General features: G+C 71.9%; 13 protein-coding genes and 1 pseudogene. 3 read left to right on the top strand and 11 right to left on the bottom strand.

Features of this window, described 5'->3' with window-relative positions:
• Positions 1 to 40 precede the first annotated feature (40 nt).
• From CP976_RS06045 to CP976_RS06030, 4 genes and pseudogenes are all read right to left on the bottom strand, one after another.
• Positions 41 to 2949: pseudogene (locus CP976_RS06045) on the bottom strand (ATP-binding protein).
• Positions 2950 to 3156: 207 nt separating this feature from the next.
• Positions 3157 to 4164 (bottom strand): (-)-alpha-amorphene synthase, encoded by a 1008-nt coding sequence (locus tag CP976_RS06040; RefSeq protein WP_150479386.1) that lies wholly within the window; start codon positions 4162 to 4164, stop codon positions 3157 to 3159.
• The gene (locus tag CP976_RS06035) at positions 4148 to 5632 is read right to left on the bottom strand and encodes a cytochrome P450 (protein WP_150479385.1); all 1485 of its coding nucleotides are present in this window, start codon (positions 5630 to 5632) and stop codon (positions 4148 to 4150) included. Before CP976_RS06035 ends, CP976_RS06040 begins: the two co-directional genes overlap by 17 nt.
• Positions 5633 to 5903: 271 nt before the next feature.
• Positions 5904 to 8825 carry a glycosyl hydrolase 115 family protein gene (locus CP976_RS06030; protein WP_150479384.1) on the bottom strand — a complete coding sequence of 974 codons (2922 nt, stop codon included), beginning with the start codon at positions 8823 to 8825 and terminating at the stop codon, positions 5904 to 5906.
• Positions 8826 to 9057: 232 nt separating this feature from the next.
• Here CP976_RS06030 and CP976_RS06025 point away from each other — a divergent pair, with 232 nt between their 5' ends.
• Positions 9058 to 9327: a hypothetical protein gene (locus tag CP976_RS06025; protein ID WP_229876547.1), complete on the top strand. Its 270-nt coding sequence runs from the start codon at positions 9058 to 9060 to the stop codon at positions 9325 to 9327.
• Between the two features lie 53 nt (positions 9328 to 9380).
• A complete protein-coding gene (locus CP976_RS06020) occupies positions 9381 to 10013 on the top strand; it encodes a chorismate mutase (protein ID WP_150479383.1) in 633 nt (210 codons plus the stop codon).
• Here the strand turns inward: CP976_RS06020 and CP976_RS06015 are convergent.
• Together CP976_RS06015 and CP976_RS06010 are read right to left on the bottom strand one after the other, a co-directional pair.
• Positions 10010 to 10480 (bottom strand): SRPBCC domain-containing protein, encoded by a 471-nt coding sequence (locus CP976_RS06015; RefSeq protein WP_150479382.1) that lies wholly within the window; start codon positions 10478 to 10480, stop codon positions 10010 to 10012. The genes CP976_RS06020 and CP976_RS06015 overlap by 4 nt on opposite strands.
• Positions 10481 to 10489: 9 nt before the next feature.
• Complete coding sequence (locus CP976_RS06010; protein WP_150479381.1) at positions 10490 to 10933, bottom strand: DUF779 domain-containing protein; 444 nt, start codon at positions 10931 to 10933, stop codon at positions 10490 to 10492.
• 174 nt (positions 10934 to 11107) lie between these two features.
• Here CP976_RS06010 and CP976_RS06005 point away from each other — a divergent pair, with 174 nt between their 5' ends.
• Positions 11108 to 11863 carry a thioesterase II family protein gene (locus tag CP976_RS06005; RefSeq protein WP_150479380.1) on the top strand — a complete coding sequence of 252 codons (756 nt, stop codon included), beginning with the start codon at positions 11108 to 11110 and terminating at the stop codon, positions 11861 to 11863.
• 121 nt (positions 11864 to 11984) lie between these two features.
• On the opposite strand, the gene CP976_RS06000 is transcribed toward CP976_RS06005, so the two are convergent.
• From CP976_RS06000 to CP976_RS05980, 5 genes are all read right to left on the bottom strand, one after another.
• Positions 11985 to 12827, bottom strand: a complete 843-nt coding sequence (locus CP976_RS06000) for an SDR family oxidoreductase (RefSeq protein WP_150479379.1) — start codon at positions 12825 to 12827, stop codon at positions 11985 to 11987.
• A 79-nt stretch (positions 12828 to 12906) separates the two neighbouring features.
• Positions 12907 to 14094: an NAD(P)/FAD-dependent oxidoreductase gene (locus CP976_RS05995; RefSeq protein WP_190147051.1), complete on the bottom strand. Its 1188-nt coding sequence runs from the start codon at positions 14092 to 14094 to the stop codon at positions 12907 to 12909.
• Entirely contained in the window at positions 14091 to 14288 is a 198-nt protein-coding gene (locus CP976_RS05990; RefSeq protein WP_150479378.1) for a ferredoxin, read from the bottom strand. Before CP976_RS05990 ends, CP976_RS05995 begins: the two co-directional genes overlap by 4 nt.
• A gap of 37 nt (positions 14289 to 14325) precedes the next feature.
• Complete coding sequence (locus CP976_RS05985; protein WP_150479377.1) at positions 14326 to 15567, bottom strand: cytochrome P450; 1242 nt, start codon at positions 15565 to 15567, stop codon at positions 14326 to 14328.
• A 76-nt stretch (positions 15568 to 15643) separates the two neighbouring features.
• Positions 15644 to 17128: an MFS transporter gene (locus CP976_RS05980; RefSeq protein ID WP_150479376.1), complete on the bottom strand. Its 1485-nt coding sequence runs from the start codon at positions 17126 to 17128 to the stop codon at positions 15644 to 15646.
• Positions 17129 to 17227 lie beyond the last annotated feature (99 nt).

The raw sequence follows: 17227 nt of genomic DNA, 5'->3' as shown, positions 1-17227 counted from the left end.
GAAGACCGGCGGCCGGGGTGCGTGGCCGGGCTCCCGGTCGCTACCGCTCGTGCCGGGAGCGGTTCGACAGGGCGTCGGGGAGGCCGGATGCGTCCGTGCCGAGTTTTCGGTACACGGAGGACAGCAGTTGCCGTACGCCCTGCTCAGTGAGCCGCAGTTCCTTCGCGACCACCGATGCCGGGTGGCCCAGGGCCGCCATCTCGGCGGCCCTGCGCTCCTGGGTCGTCAGCATGTCCGTCTGCGGGTAGCGCAGGGGCAGCGGGCGCAGTCCGGCGGCGGAGAGCTCCCGCCTGGCCCGGGCGGCCAGACCCTCGGCACCGCAGTGCACCGCGCCTCCAGGCCCTGGTAGAGCCGGTCGGCGGCGTCGTGCAGATGGCCGTTGCGGGCCAGCGCGGCGCCGTGGCCGACGAGGGCGCGGGCCAGTTGGTACGCGGCGGGCGACTGCTCCAGGTGGTCGACGGCCTGCGCGTGCAGATCGAGTGCCGCCTCCCCGCCCGTCACCTCCGCCTGGGCGTGCAGGGCCTGGCCGATCGCGGACGCCGCGCCGAAGTCCCGGGCCCGCTTGACGGCGTCCTCGGCATGGCGGACCGCCTCGTCGGGGGCGGTGCGGGCGAGTGCCGAGGCCAGCCGCAGCTGCCAGGGGCACCATGCGGGGTTGCGCCAGTCCCGCGCCTCCAGCCATTCCCCGACCTCGGACAACAGTCGCGCCGCCTGCGGGAGTCGCCCCTCCGCCAGGAGCAGGTCGGCGTACACCGTGCGGGGGTCGGGGAAGATGACGGCGTTGGGGACCACGTCGCCGTAGTGGTAGCTGTCGGCGAGCCGGCGAGCGTCACCGGTGCGCCCACGGGCCAGCAGGGTCTGGATGAGAATGCCGATGGCGAACCACTGGGCGGGCACCGCTCCTTCGACGCGCTCGGCGGTGTGCAGCCCGGCCCGGACGAGTTCCTCCGCCTCGCGCAGGCAGCCACGGCGGTAGCGGATATAGCCCAGGAGCGTCTGGCCCTGCGCCAGATGGGAGCCGCGCCACCCCATGTGCTCGCACTCGGCCATGCCTTCGGCGAAGAGCTCCTCGGCCCGCCGTGGCTGGTCGCAGTACATGAACAGCAGGGCAACCGCGACGGGCACCTCGAAGCCGCGGTTCTCGTCGGTCCAGCTCATCCCTCCGCCGAGGGCCTCCTCGGCATACCCGAGGGCGGTCCGCCGCGGCTCGCCGCGTACGAGGGCGTCCCACGCCCGCAGACCGAGGATGTAGCGCTCCTCCAGGCCCCGGCCGGGCAGCTTGTCCGCCAGCCGCGCCAGCCGGCGCGAGCGGGCGGAGGAGTCGGGCTCGTCGGCGCGGAACGCGCTCCACACGAAGTGATCGGCCTGCATGCGCAGTTTGACGCGCGCGTTGGTGGCGCGCCGCGCCTCGTCGGCGGCCACGCTTGCGGCCTCGGTCAGCCGGTCGGTGTGGGCCAGCGCCTGGGTCAGCCGGTAGACGATGGAGGCGCGCAGATCGGGGTCGATTCCCGGCTCCTTCAGCGCCTCCCGGAGATGGCTGACCGTGGCCGTGGGCTCGATCAGGAAGGTCGAGCAGGCCAGCTCGTGGAGAAGGGCGGCGCGGTCCTCGGCAGGGGGCGGTTCCCGCAGCGCTCGGGTCAGCACGCGCCGGGCGGCCTCCGGGGCCCCGGCGCGGAGGTACTCACGCGCGGCGGCGCGCAGGCACGCGACCGCCTCGGGCCGGCCGTCGCAGGGAACCTCCAGCAGGTGCCGGGCGGCGACGGTGGGGTCGGCCCCGACCGCCTGGGCGGCATGGGCGGCCGCGTTGTGCATGCCGACCCGCAGGCCCGCGGGGATGTCGCGGTAGATCGTCGTGGCGATCTGCGGGTGGACGAACTCCAGGCTGCCCGCGGGCTCGTCGGTGTCCGCGAGAATGCGGCGGGCGCGCAGCTTCTCGGCCGCCTCGCGGGCCTCCTCGCTGCCGAGAACCGCGAGGTCGGCGGCGACCTCGGGGGAGAAGGACCCGCCCAGGACAGCGCCGGCCCACGCGAAGCGGACGGTGCCCGGGCCGAGCCGCTTGAGGCGCTCGATCAGGCCGGGGCCCTTGACCGCGGCGGCGAGGTCCCGCATCGCGGGCACTTCGTCCTGCGTGCCCCTCAGCTTCCGCTCACGGAGCCTGATGGCCAGTTCGACGGCCTCGAAGGGGCTTCCACCGGTGACCGTCCAGCACTCACCGCAGAACTCGTCCTCGGCTTCCTCGCCGACTTCGTCCCTGATGATCCGCGCCACACCGGCCTCGCCGAGCGGAGACAGCAGGTGCGGACGTCGCTCGTGGCGTTGGACGAGCGTACGGAAACCGGTCGCGCCGGGCGGGAGTTCGTCGGGCCGGTAGCCGACGACGATCAGCAGCGGGAGGTTCGCGACCCGGGGTGCGAAGGAGGCGAGCCAGTCGAGGGATTCGGCATCGGCCCAGTGCAGGTCGTCCAGGAGCAGAACGACAGGCGAGTTCAGCATCGTCAGCCGCGTCATGACCCAGTCGAGGCCGTCGCGTACTCCGGTCGGGTCCGGCACCCGATCGGGGTCCGTCGCCTCGAGACCGAGCGCGGCGCCGACGATGTCGTACCAGCTGCCCAGGAAATCCCGGCGCTCCGTCTCGCTCATGCCGGCCAGGATGGGCTGCATGGCCTGGCGGACGACGCGGAACGCCATGCCCCGCTCGTTCTCGCCGCCCTTGCCGGAGAACACCGTGAACCCGAGGGCGGCGGCGCGGGCACGCACCGCCGCGATGAGTGTCGTCTTGCCCAGCCCGGCCTCGCCGGTGAAGGCGAGCAACCCGCCGCGCGGTACCTGGGGCACGCCGTCGACGGTGTCACGGAGCTCCGCCAACGCGTCGTCGGCAGCCCGGAGTTCCTCGTCGCGTTCGAGTAGAGGCCGGTCTTCGGTGATCGGTTGCCGCAGCCCATGGGCCATGTGGTCTACCGCTTCCTGTCGTTGCTCCCCGCCGGACGGGGCGAGCGTACGCCCTGGTGCAGGCCCCATGGCCGGGTCGGAACAGGAGGTCGACAGAGAGGGTGAATTTCCCGCAGGTGCGGTTCGCGTCTCGGACTTTCGGGTATTCTGCTGTGTTTCCGCCCTTCTCGGGGCCCCTGTGGTGGAAACGACCGGTCGGACAGCGCATCAGGGCACCACGGGTGCCGCCATCGTGTCCGCGTACCGAGGCACGGTCCGGGACCAGAAGTAGCAACCGCGGATCCAGCCGGCCATGCCCTCCACGTAGCCGACGCCGGACGGGCTCAACTCCGGCCTGAACTCACCGTAGAGCTCCTCGAACTCGCGGATCGTGCTGTTGATGTGCCGTGTGGCGAGCGTGACGGCCACCGGCAGGGAGCACCGGTGGGCCCGCTGGTAGGCGAGGGCCAGGTTGATCACGCCGCCCGCCCGCTGTTCCTTCACCGCGGAGAAGAGGTCGGGTATCCACACCGCCGCGTCGGCCGACAGCCGGCTCAGGCGTCGCATGACGGGGTGATGGATCTCCTCCGGGGTCAGTTCGCCCGGCTGTGCGGCCTCGCACAGCGGGTAGAACGGCTCGACGCCCGCGATGAGGGAGCGTACGGACCGGCACAGCTCGCTTCCCACCGGGACGGGGTGGGCCTGGGCCACTGCTTCGTACAGCAGACCGTGCACGTACTCACGGCTGTTCCAGGCCCATCGTGCGGCCTGAGCGGGTGTGCACCGCTCCTGTACCTGTCGGTGGAGGTCGGCCAGGGCCGCCCCGAGCGGGGTGGTGGGGGACTGGCCGTCCCGCAGGATCGCGATGCTCTCGCACAGCATGGGGAGCAGCCGGCCCGGTGTGTGCCGGCCGATGTCCTCCGCGCGGTCGTCGAAGACGAACTGGTAGGCGATCTGGTTGGCCACGATCTGGAGGAGCCCGGAATCCATGGTCGGGCTGTTGTAGGCCGCGAGTTCGGCGGGGCGCGTATAGGAGATCATGGCCGCCACCGCCGGGTCGTCGGTCAGCCCCCAGACGCTCAGCCATTCCTCGACGCCTGCCGCCGCTTCGGACGCGTGGGGATTGCGCTGGAAAGGGAAGGGCATGTAGAGGTTCGCGTCGATCAGTTCCCTCAGGTCGACGACCGGAATTTCCTCCCGCGCGGCGAGCGTGATTTCCTCATGCGTCGCGGACATCGTTGCCACCTGCCGTTCGGGAGTTGTGGACGACGGGTACGACGGTTGTCCCGGGTGCGCGTGAATCCGCCGGAGGCGGTGTGCTCATCGGCGGCCTCGTTCGCGGTTCGCTGACCATGACCAGTCCTCTCGGTCCCAACGACGCCGCGGGCCGCAGCCGTTCGGTGTAGTCGGGCAGATGACGCAGCCGCCAGTGGCGGGCGATGAACGCGACGGCCACCGTGGCCTCCGCCAGCGCGAGTGTCTCTCCGATGCATTTCCGGCTGCCCGCACCGAACGGAATCATCGCTCCGGGCGGGACCGCGACGGCCTGTCCGGGCAGCCAGCGGTCGGGGAGGAAGCGATCGGGGTCGGGGAACACGGCGGGGTCGTGGTGCAGGAGGTACGGGCTGAACATGACGGTGGAGCCCTGCGGGAGAGGGTGCCCGGCCAGCTCCGTCTCCTGGGTGGTGACGCGGGTGAAGAGCCAGCCCGGCGGGCGGTGGCGGAGGGTCTCGGTGAGGACGCGCCGGGTGTGGACGAGGCGCGGCAGCTCGTCGGGGCCGGGCGGCTGCCCTGAAGCGAGCACGGCGTCGACTTCGGCGTGCAGGCGGCGTTCCTCCTCGGGATGCCGCCCCAGGAGCTCCAAGGCGGACGAGAGACACAGGGCGGTGCTCTCGGCGCCGGCGAACATCAGCGTCAGCACCTGGCCGTGGACTTCCTGATCGGTGATCGCCGTCCCCCCGCCATCGGCCCGCGTAGCGGCCAGCAGTGTTGCGAGCAGGTCGTCGCGGTCGTCATGGGCAGTGCCTCGCCGGCGCTGGGCGATGGCCGCGTCGACGATCGCGCGCAGGCGGTCTGAAGCATGCCGGTAACGCCGGTTCGCCGGCGTGGGAACACGGAACAGGGCGTCGACCGGCATCACCGTCCGGACGAACATGCCGCGCACCACGGTGGCCAGGCACCTGCGCATCTCGGCGGCCGTCTCGGTGTCGAGCGAGTCGGAGAAGAGGACGCGGCTGACCACGCGTGTGGACAGGTCCAGCATGGTCGCGCTGATGTCGACCACCTGCCCGGGCCGCCACGCGCGGCACACCGACTCCACCTCCTCGCCCATCAGGCTCACCTGGTCGGCGACGCGGGCCTTGCGGAACTCGGGCTGGAGCAGCCTGCGCTGGCGCCGGTGATCCTGATGCCGGCAGGTGCCGACGCCGTCGCCCAGCAGCATCCGTAACCTGTCGTAGAGCGGACCGCCCTTGTCGAACGTGCGCGGGTCCCTGAGCATTTGGTGGACCAGGTCCGGGTGACACGCCATCCAGGCCCGCTGCGGACCCAGGCGTATCTCGACCAGATCCCCGTGTCCGGGCAAAGAATTCAGAAAAGCCAGCGGTCGACGGACCAAGTCGATACCGTGGCCGATGAATGGGAATATGCCTGGAGCAGTGCCCACTGTCCAATCTCGGGCCGGTCCGGGAAGGGAGCCGCTCATCGAATACCACCTGCCTCAGTTGGCACACGGGATTTTGGTGCGGTCGCACCGACATGATGCTCGCCTCATGTCCTGCCCAGTGGAATCTGTCGACGGCTCGCCGAATCCTTTCTCCGTAGGGGCGCACGGAAGCACGGAGGGGCGTCGAGCGAATCACGGTTGCTGCAATGCGTCCAGCTTTTTTGATTTTCTGTGCACGCAGAAATCTGTGACCCCGTCAGTGCTCCTGGAGAACACCGGCAGTCGCTCCGGGCGACTGCCGGTGACTGGCCTATCGGCCCGGTGCTTCCACGCCCGGTGCGACGGCGGTGCCGGGATTGAAGACGCGGTGGTAGCTCTCCGGTGGCGCCAGACAGCTCGCGGGCAGGCCCCCCGTGTCGACGACGATCTGGTCCACGGCGATCGCGGGGTCGGTCATGAACAGCCGCAGCACGTGTTCACCCGGCTCCGTCACGGTCACCGTGGTGGTCAGCTTCTCGATGCCCTCCTCGACGTTGCGGGCCCAGGCGTCCCCCCGGTTGCCGGTGGCGATCGCCTGGCCGGACAGGAGCGTCGGCGGCTGGTCGTCGAGGGCGATCGCCAGCCGGCGCTTGCCCCGCTCGTCGAGGGAGGGCAGCCGGAAGACGGTCACCGGGAAGGTGCCGGAGCTGGTGAAGCGCACCCGGTAGCGCAGTTCCGGTGACCGGGTGGGGAGGTCCTCGGTGACCGGCGGTGCGGTCGTCGGGACCGCCTCGACGGCGGCCGTACGGCGACCCAGTCCGCGTACGACCCGCCACCGGGCCCCGCCGCGCGCCACCTGGCGGTCGAAGTGCGCGGCGTCGATCGACACATAGCCGTGGGCCTCGACGAAACCGCGGGCACGCTGCCGGGCCCGTTCGCCGTCGTTGACCACCCGCAGGGGCACCTCGGTGATCGTGCCGGTGCCGGTGAAGGTCAGTGTGGGGTGGTGGGTGCCCTCCGGTGCCCGCGGCCAGTCGATCTCCACCCATACCCGTGTCTGGTCGGTGAGTTCGCCGCCCGCTGTGCTGAGCCGGATCCACGGGTGACTCGGCTCGGCCTGCCACTGGAGGGGGAGGAAACCCGTGTTGAAGACGTCGACGAATCGGCGGTCGCGGGTGTAGGAGGAAAAGGAGAGCGGCCGGCTCGCTCCCGTTTCGTTGCCCTCCGCGGCCAGCCCCAGGCCCGAGGTCTCCTGGCGGGGCACCCGCGTGACGGCCGGACGGCCCGGGGCCTTCGGGATCTGCGAGGGGTAGGGGTTGACGATGCCGTCCCACTTGCCGCCCGCGATCTCCGAGTTGTAGCGGCGGGTGATCGCCTGCTCCTCGGCGTGCGCGGCCTCGGCCAGGTCCGCGAAGCGGTTGGTTCCCGCGCCGCGCCCCTGACGGACGGCGAGCGCGTTCCGGTCGGCCCAGTAGTACTTCAGATTCATCAAGTAGGCGCCGTGCACCGGGTACTCGACCAGTTCGTAGAAGGCGTCGCGGTAGGGCTCGGGCAGCTTCGCGCCCAGCTTCCGCACCCGGTCCAGCAACTGCTCGTAGGCGGACAACCGGCGTTCGGCTTCGTCCCCGTGGTGCACCGTCGAGAAGACCGCCTTGTCGATGAACTCCGGGCGCCGCTCCGCCGCCAGGCGGTAGTACTCCGTGCGGATGGCGGCGATCTCCGGGCCGTGGCGCCGGCCGAACTGACGCCCCGCCCATTCCACCAGGAAGTCCTCGACGTTCCCCGGGCCCCAGCGGTCGACGTCCCACGCCATGTCCAGGCAGAAGGACAGGCCGGTCTCGATCGACTTGATGTCACCGACGTTGAAGATCCACATCCGGTCGGCCTGGTGGTCGTGGGCCCGGCGCAGCTCCTGCCACACCTTGCTCAACTGCGTGGTGTCCAGCCACAGATAGCTCCTGGGGCGGCCCCAGTAGGAGAGGTGGTAGTAGATGCCGTTGCCGCCGGCGCGCCGCCGTTCCGCCTCGTTCGGGAGCTGGCGCATGTTGCCGTGGTTGTCGTCCGGCCAGATCAGCGTGACGTCGTCGGGGACCCGGACGCCCGCGTTGTACAGCTCCAGGACCTCCTTGTACGGGATGAAGATCTGCGGCTCGGCCGCCTCGCCCACCTCCTCGGCCAGGATGCGGCGCTGGTCGGTGATGATGTCGTTCATCACCGCGACCTTCTCCGGGATCGTGGTGGCGTACTTCGTCTCCAGCGCGGAGTCGTGCAGTCCGCGCATGCCGATCGTCCAGCTGCTCTCGTAGCCGGCGTTCTGCCGGGCCCGCGCGCGCCAGTAGTCGGAGATGACGGCCGGGTTCACCGTGTAGTCGTAGAGCGGCAGGGTGCCGTCGGGGTTCCGGTGCTCCTCGGCCCACGGCTCCCACTCGTGCACGCCGTTGCGGAGCATGGCCTCGGGGTGACTGGAGCCGACCACGATGCCGTAGCGGTCGGCAAGTTCGGGGTTCTCGCGGTGCTTGTTGAAGAAGTCGGAGTACGGGTGCATCGCGGGCCAGAGGTAGTTGGCCTTGAGGCGCAGCAGCAGCTCGAAGACCCGCTCGTAGGTGCGGGGGCCGATGTTCTTGTCCGGCTCCTGGGTGCGGTGGGACCAGGTGGTGAGGTTCTGCTCGTCGTTGATGAAGATGCCCCGGTAGCGGACGGCGGGCTCGTGACGTACGAAGGGGCCTGCCGGGACCGTCACCGTGTCGCGGCGGACCACCGGCACGTCGGCCCACCAGTACCAGGGCGAGACGCCGATGCGCTCCGAGGTGTCGTAGACGCCGTAGACCGTGCCGCGCCGGTCGCTGCCCGCGATGACCAGGGCGCGGTCCACGCCGGGCAGCGGACGGTCCACGACCCGGGTGACGGACGCCTCCCAGCGGCCCTCGACCCGGGAGACGTCCAGGCGTCCGTGCCGGACGAGCCGGTCGATCACCGGGCTCGCGCCGATCGTCCCCACCACGATGAGGAGTTCGGCCCGCCGGGGCACGCTGTGCAGCAGCCGTGGTGTGACGCCGCCGACCCGTTCCACGTCCGCCACGAGGTCACCGGCCGCGCGGATCACGGCGGGGTCGTCCGCCGCGTCCACGAAGACGTCCGCCGGAGTGCCGTTCCGGAGCAGCGGGAAGTCCGGCCGGGCGGAGGGGGCGGCTTCGGCGGTCGCGGTGGGGAGTACCGCGGCGGGGAGCAGGGGGGCGGCGCCGACGGCTGCCAATCCCCGTAAGAACGACTTCCGTGTGACCTGCGTAGACGAAGATCTGTGCGGCACGGGGCACTGCCTTTCCGCGTCGGACCCGCGTAGGTTCCTCGTCCGGGCCGTCGGCGGGGCCGCGCGCGTGTGGGGTTGGCATGGGCAGGCTAGAAAGCGCTTGCCATCGCACCCTAGGCGAGCCCTCGTGAGGGCGTCCAGAGGTTGGAGAGTCGTGTGCGGCTACACCGCTCCCGCCATGAGGAGCCCCGCCAGCAGCGCCGTGCGTGCCGGTAGATGGTCCAGCAGGGAACCGGCCGTCCTGCCGAACCTCGGCGGCACCCTCCCCAACGACGCCTTCGCGGACATCCTCGGCCTGCCCACCGTGTGGATCCCGCACTCCTACCCCTCCTGCTCCCGACACGCCCCCGAAGAGCACTTGTTGGGCTCGGTGGCCCGCGAAGGGCTGCGCATCATGGCGGGTCTGTTCCGGGACCTCGGTGAACACCCGCCTGACGCCGATCGGTAGGTTGCGGAACGGCGCCGCGGTCCGGCGCTCCGCCCCCACGGAAGGACACCCCTGTGCGTGCGCAACGTCCAAGGTCCACCCTCACCCTCCTCGGCACCCTGACGACCGCGGCCGCCCTGGCGCTCGGGACGGCAGGCCCGGCCACCGCCGCCGAGCCTCCCGTCCCCGTACGTCACGCGGCCGCCGCGCACCGCCTGACGTCGGACCTGACGCCGGTGACCGGACTGCTCGCCCAGCGGCTGCTGCTGGCCGACAAGGTCGCCGCCGCCAAGTACGGCACGGACACGCCGATCGACGACCCGGAGCGCGAGGCGCGGATCCTGGACGACGTCCGCACCCGTGCGGCCGGCCTCGGACTCGACCCGGACGCCGTGGCCGCCGTGTTCCGGGACCAGATCGAGGCGAACAAGCTGGTGCAGCGCGGCCTGTACGCCCGCTGGGAGGCGAACCCCGGCGAGCGCCCCACCGAACGGCCGGACCTGGCCAAGGAGGTCCGCCCGGCCCTCGACCGCATCACCACACAGCTGCTGGCCGCGCTCGACGACACGGAACGGGCCCGGACCCTGCCGTCATGCGGTCACCGCCTGGCCACGGCCGCCGGCTGGTCCGCGTACACCCACCGGCTCGACGGCCTGCACCTGAAGGGGCTCGGGCGGGCGCTGCCGTCCGTCTGCGCCGCGCCTTAGCCGTCCCGGCCGGTTTCGACGAACCGGGCCAGATTCTCCAGGGCCATGCGCGTGCCCGTCTCGTTGTCCGCGGCGGGCACGGCGTCGGGGATCCCCTCGTGGACCATGAGGACGTCGGTGCCACCGCCCTCGGCGTCGGTGAGTGTCGTCGTCAGGGTCATCGTGCCGCCCAGGGCGGGGTCGACGGCCTCGAAGGCGAGCACCTCGACCACCTGCTCGTCCGGCACGAGCCGCGCGAAGTGGCCGTGGTACGTGTCGGTGTGCGCGGCCGACTTGCCGGTGGCGTCCGGTGCCTCGTAGGTGAGCGAGACACGGAACCTGCCGCCCTCCCGCGCGTCGAACTCGTGCACCTCACCGCTCATCCCGGCCGGCACCCGCCATCGCGCGATCGCCTCCGCGCTCACCAGCGCACGGTAGACGTCCGCGCGGGGCGCGCCGACATGCCCGGAGACCCGCGTGGTGTACATGGGCTCACACTAGGCGACCTCGTCCGCCCCCGTCGGCAGTGGCGGTTCCGACTCGAGGCGCCGCAGCTCCTCGTCGGTGAGGAGGCGGGAGCGGAGCAGGAAGCGGACGCCTTCCGGGGCCTCCAGGGAGAAGCCGCTGCCGCGGCCGGGGACCACGTCCACGGTGAGGTGGGTGTGCGACCAGTACGTGAACTGGTCCGCGCTCATCCAGAACGGGGTGTCCCCGGCCACGTGCCCCAGCAGGACGTCCGCGGCACCGACCCGGAACTCGCCGCGCGGGTAGCACATCGGGGCGCTGCCGTCGCAGCAGCCGCCGGACTGGTGGAACATCACCGGCCCGTGGGTCCCGGCCAGCCGCCGCAGAAGGTCCTCGGCGGCGGGCGTCAGTTCGACACGTCCCGTGCGCGCGGTCGTCGGCAGCACGCCGGGGTCGGGGGCGGGTGAGTCGGTCATGGGGTACCTCCCTGCGGTAGGGGTGCCCAGCCATGGTCGCCCGGAAGTATCCGTCTCGGAAACCCGTCCGGGCGCTGTGTGCCGGCCGCAGAATGGGACGTGCACGACGGCGTGCGCCTGCGGGTCTGCTGTGCCGCGCAACCGAGGTCCCGCGCAACCGAACAGGAAGGCCCCATGACCGCCACCGATCCCTGGATACGGCGCTTCTTCCCGAACCCCGCCGCCCCCGTGCAACTGGTCTGCCTGCCGCACGCGGGTGGTTCGGCGTCCTTCTTCCGGCCGGTGGCCCAGGCACTGAACCCCGGTGTCGAGGTGCTCGCCGTCCAGTACCCGGGGCGCCAGGACCGGCACCGCGAGCCCATGATCGACACCATCGGCGGCCTCGCGGACCAGGTGTGCCGGGCCGTGACGGGCGCGGTGGACCGGCCCTTCGCCCTGTTCGGGCACAGCATGGGCGCGATACTGGCCTTCGAGGTCGCCGTACGGCTGGAGCAGGCCGGGCGGGTCGCCGACCGGGTCTTCGTCTCGGGGCGCCGGGCACCGTCGTGCCACCGTGACGAGCAGGTGCACAGGCGTGACGACGCCGGGATCATCGCCGAACTGCGCGGGCTCAGCGGCACCGACCAACAGGTCTTCGGTGACGACGAGTTGATGCGCATGGTGCTGCCGGCCGTGCGGAACGACTACCGCGCTGCGGAGACCTACGTGTGCACGACGGACCACCGGCTCCGCAGCCCCGTCACCGCGCTGAGCGGAGACGACGACCCCAAGACCAGCCAGGACGAGGTACGCGCCTGGAGCGAGCACACCCGGGGCGCCTTCGAGACGGAGCGATACCCCGGCGGACACTTCTTCCTCGTCGACCACGCGCCGGACGTGATCCGCCTCATCCGCGAACGGCTGGCCCAGCCCGCTGCCGCGCCACGCTGAGCGGGTACGGGCCGAGTACAGGCCGAAAGCAGGCGCTTGCGGCGGCGACCAGCCGGACCGTGGCCCGCCCGGCCCGTCGCGGCGTCCTTCCCAGCCGGCCCGGCCGACGTCCCGGCAACCGTCACCCCGTACGCCGCATGTGCCGGCGGATCCATGCCGCCTGCCCGCCGTCGACGAGCAGGTCGCTGCCGGTGATGTACCGGGCCTCGGGGCCGGTGAGGAAGGCCACGGCGTCGGCGATCTCGCCGGGCGTGCCCGGCCGGCCCGCGCCGCACGCGTCGAGCATGCCGAGCATGTGCCCGTCGGCGTCCGAGTCGGCCTCCGCCTTCGCCATGGCGGTGGCGATGACACCCGGGCTGATCGTGTTGATACGGGCGCCGATCCGGTTCCAGGCCAGGGCGGCGGCCTGCACGCGTACGTGGTTGGCGCGTTTGGCGAGGATGTAGGCGGCGGTCGGGTCGTCGCCGAGGGCCCTGACCGCCTTCAGCCCGAGCAGCTCCTCGGCGGGAGCCGTCGCCAGGGCGGCCTCGTCCTCGCCGTCGATCGATGCCATGTGCCCGGCCAGGCTGGCGACACAGACCAGCGAGGTGCCGCGGACGGCGACCTTCTCGAACGCCTCGATCACGTACACCGTGCCGAGCAGGTCCACGTCGAGGATCCTGCCGACCGGGGCGGTCGCGGCGGCGACACCGGCGGTGTGCACCACGGCGGTGATCCGCCCCTGCTCCGCCGCTGTCCGGGCGAGCCGCTCGACCGACGCACGGTCGGAGACGTCGGTGGGCACGCCGTGTGCCGCGTACCCCTCCGTGCCCAGCTCCGCCACCACCTGGTCGAGCCGCTCGCGCGAGTGGTCGGCGAGGATCAGCGTCCGCCCGCTGCCCAGGCGCCGCGCGACCGCCGATCCCATCCCGCCCACGCCGGTGACGACGACCACGTCACCCGGGTCGTCCGTACGGTTCCGCATGTGCGATCTCCTTGCTGAATCCGGAAAGGGCGGGAGCGGCACAGGGGTCCGCTCCCGCCCGGGGTGGTGTGGTGGGGAGTCAGGCCGCCTCGGTCCCGGCGGCCGGAACGGCGTCGGGCCAGGCCGTCCCGCCCGCGATGGCCTGCCGCCAGGCGCGAACGGCCTTGGGCGGCATGCCGACCGCCAGGGCGCCGGTCAGCCGCTCGCCCGTGCGGTAGGCGGCCACGAACCTGCGCTCGGCCAAGTCGCCGTCCACGACGGCGACTTCGTCGTGCCCGCGCAGAAAGCCGTACGCCTGGACCTTCATGTCGTACTGGTCGGACCAGAAGTACGGCACCGGCGCGAACGGCCTGCGCGCGTCCGGTGCGGCGAGCAGGTTGCGGGCGGCGGCCATGCCCTGCTCTGCGGCGTTCGTACGGTGCTCGATCCGCATCGACGTCCCGAACAGCGGGTTGTCCCAGCGGGCCACGTCACCGGCCGCGTACACACCCGGCGCGGCCTCGCAGTACTCGTCGCAGAGCACACCGTCGCCGACGCGCAGCCCGCTGCCCGCCAGCCACTCGATGTTGGGCAGCGAGCCGACGGCTACCAGGACCTCGTCGGCCTCGACCAGTTCGCCGTCCGCGAGCCGCACGCCCCCGCCGGTCACCTCGGTCACGGTGACGCCGGTGCGCAGCTCCACGCCGTGGTCGAGGTGGGCCTGGGAGAGCACCTGGCCGACCTCGGTGCCGACGGCGTGCGCCAGCGGCACGGGAGCCGGTTCGAGCAAGGTCACGCGGGCGCCCAGCCGCCAGGCCACCGCGGCTGCCTCGGCGCCGAGGAACCCGGCGCCCACCACGACCAGCCGGCAGCCCGGCTTCAGCCTCTCGCGCAGCGCGAGGGCGTCGTCCAGGGTGCGCAGCACATGGGCGCGGCCGTCGCCGGGCAGCCGCCGTGGGCGTACCCCGGTGGCCACGATCAGCCCGTCGTACGGCACCCGCGACCCGTCGGCCAGACACACCGCACGGTCCGTCAGGTCCAGCCCGGTCGCGGCCGTCCCCAACCGCAGGTCCAGGCCGAGGGCGTCGAGGTCGGCCCGAAGACGCAGCGGCAGCCGTCCGGTGGTCCACTCGCCGGAGAGGATCTGCTTGGACAGCGGGGGACGGTCGTACGGGGCGTGCGGCTCGTCACCGACGAGGGTGAGCGTGCCGTCGTAGCCCGCCCGGCGCAGGGTCTCGGCCGCCGCGAGCCCGGCGGCCGAGGCGCCGGCCACCACGACGCGCCTCACCCCTCCACCAGCCGGATCGCCGCGGCCGGGCAGACGGCCACGGCCTCGCGCACGTCGTCGAGCAGTTCCTCACCGGGCCGCTCCTCCAGCAGGATCGCGACACCGTCGTCGTCCCGCTGGTCGAAGACGTCGGGAGCGGCCATCACGCACTGCCCCGACGCCACGCACTTCGGTACGTCCAGTTCCACACGCATGCTTGTCACCTCGGTTGTCTCTGGGTGGGGGGAGGGGTCACCAGGCCACGGGCAGGCCGTGCACGCCGTAGGTGGTCCCGGTGTGGTCGAACTCCAGGTCCTCGATCGCCGCGGCCAGCCGCAGCGTCGGGACGCGGCGGTAGAGGGTGCCGTAGACGACCTGGAGCTCCAGGCGGGCCAGGTTCTGGCCCAGGCACTGGTGCGGGCCGTAGCCGAACGCCTGGTGGATACGGGCCGGTCGGGCGATGTCCAGCCGCTGCGCCCCGGGGAAGACCTCCGGGTCCCAGTTCGCGGCGTGCAGGTCGAAGATGATGCCGTCGCCCTTGCGGATGACGACGTCGCCGATCTCGATGTCGTCCTTGGCGACCCTGCGCACGCCGGTCTGGACGATGGACAGGTAGCGCAGCACCTCGTCCACCGCGTTCGCGACCACCTTCGGGTCGTCGGTCTCGCGCAGCAGGGCGAGTTGGTCGGGGTGCTGGAGGAGGGCGAGGGTACCGAGGCTGATCATCGTCGCGGTGGTCTCGTGACCGGCGATCAGCATCGCCACGCCCATGTGGACGGCCTCGGTGTGCGTCATCTCGCCGGCTTGGACGCGGCCGGCCATCTCCGACAACACGTCGTCGTCAGGATCGGCCGTCTTCTGGATGATCAAGTTGTCCAGGTAGGCGGCGAGTTCACCGCTGACCCTCCTGGCCTCGTCCGCCGGGACCGAACCGTCGAGCACCAGGCTGCTGCTGCGCTGGAAGAAGTCGTGGTCCTCGTACGGCACTCCGAGCAGTTGGGCGATGACCAGGGACGGCACCGGCAGCGCGAACGCCGTGAGCAGATCGACCGGGTTGGGGCCGGCGAGCATCTCGTCGATCAGGTCGTCGACGATCTTCTGGACCGGCTCCCGCATCTTCTCGATCCGCTTGACGACGAACGGCCCGTTGACGGTCCGCCGCAGCCGCGTGTGCTCCGGGGCGTCCGTGTTCGTGATGAGCCGCGGTGAGACCGGCGCGATCGCCGCCCGGTGGGCGTTCACGTACGGGAAACCGGGGTCGAGGTCGTCGTCGCTGACGCGCGGATCGGGCAGCAGGGCCCGCTGGTCGGCGTGCCGGGTGACCAGCCAGGGTGTGCTGCCGTTCCAGATCCGCACCCGCGTGATCGGCTTCTCGGACCGCAGCTCCTGTGCGGCCGGGGCCGGGGCCAGCGGGCACTCCGCCGCCCGCGGCAGCGGGTACTCGGGCAGCGGCCCGGAGGCGCCGGTGACGGGGCAGGCCAGGGCATCGGACATGACATCTCCTCAGAGGTGGGGGGAGGGGGAGCCGGCCGCACCCCGGCCGGGGAGCGGTGGCCGAGGGCGGTGTGAACTAGGAGTTCGCGCCGGAGAACTCCGCCTGCTCGGCAGGGCCTTCCGCCACCCGGGCGGGTTCGGCGGCGGCCTGCCGGCGCGGGAGGAAGGAGGCGAGGAAGAAGGCCAGGAGGGCGGCCCCGGCACCGATGGCCATGACCGTCTTGAAGCCGTTCTCGGAGGGCAGCAGGTGGCCGCCGAATCCGGTCGTCATCTGCGCCAGGATGACGCCGGCGAGGGCGCTGGCGAACGACGTGCCCATGGAGCGCATCAGGGTGTTGAGGCTGTTGGCCGCGGCCGTCTCGGAGGCGGGCACGGCGCCCATGATCAGGGCGGGCATGGCGCCGTAGGCGAAGCCGACGCCGCCGCCGATGACGCAGGCGACCAGGACGATGTGCCAGACCTCGGCCATCAGCACGAGGCTCAGGCCGTAGCCGGCCGCGACGACGACCGCGCCGATCATCAGGGTGACCTTCGGCCCCTTCGCCTTGGTGATGCCGGCGGAGACGGCGGACATGGCCATCATCACCAGACCCTGCGGAGCCAGGATCAGACCGACGGCCAGCATCGACTTGCCCAGCCCGTAGCCGGTCTGCTCGGGGAGCTGGAGGACCTGCGGCAGGACGAGCGACATGGCGAACATCGAGAAGCCGAGCGCGACCGAGGCGAGGTTGGTGAACAGCACCTGCCGGCGTGCGGTGGTGCGCAAATCCACCAGTGGCTGGGCGGTGCGCAGCTCGTACCGCCCCCAGACCAGGAAGATCACGGCCGCGGCACCGAACAGCCCGAGCGTCGTGCCGCTGGTCCAGCCCCAGTCGCCGCCCTTGGAGACGGCCAGCAGCAGGGACACCAGCGCGGCGGACAGGCCGAGCGAGCCGGGCAGGTCGAAGCTGCCGCCGGTGCGGACCTTCGACTCGGGTACGACCAGCACCACCAGCGCCAGGGCGGCGACACCGAGGACGGCGGAGGTCCAGAACAGCACGTGCCAGTCGTAGCGGTCGGCGATGAACGCCGCCGCGGGCAGCCCGAGGGCGCCGCCGACGCCGAGCGAGGCACTCATCAGGGCGGTGGAGCCGGCCAGCCGCTCGGCGGGCAGGACGTCGCGGAGCACGCTGATGCCGAGCGGGACGACGGCCGCCGCCAGGCCCTGCATCGTCCGGCCGACGACCATCGGAACGAGCGAGTCGCTCAGGGCGCAGACGACCGAGCCGGACACCAGCAGCACGATGCTGACCAGGAGCATGCGGCGCTTGCCGAACATGTCGCCGAGGCGCCCGACGACCGGGGTGGCGACGGCGGCGGCGAGCAGGGTGGCGGTGACCGCCCAGGCGGCGTTCGACGCCGAGGCGTCCAGGTACTTCGGCAGCTCGGGGACGATCGGGATGACCAGGGTCTGCATCAGCGAGACCACGACGCCGGCGAGGGCGAGCACCGCGACCACGGTGTTCGGTCCGGGCGGGGCGGACGGCCCGGCCTCCGCGTGGCGGGCGACGGTGTCGGACATGGCGGGCCTCCGTGGGGCGGGGGAGCGAGATTGCTTGACTTAGGCAAGCAGATTCGCGTTGCCTAAGTCAAGCAACTTCTTAATGTTGATTAAGTCAGG

The organism is Streptomyces coeruleorubidus (assembly GCF_008705135.1).
GTDB lineage: Bacteria > Actinomycetota > Actinomycetes > Streptomycetales > Streptomycetaceae > Streptomyces > Streptomyces coeruleofuscus.
This window is presented reverse-complemented; position numbering and strand designations above follow the sequence as displayed.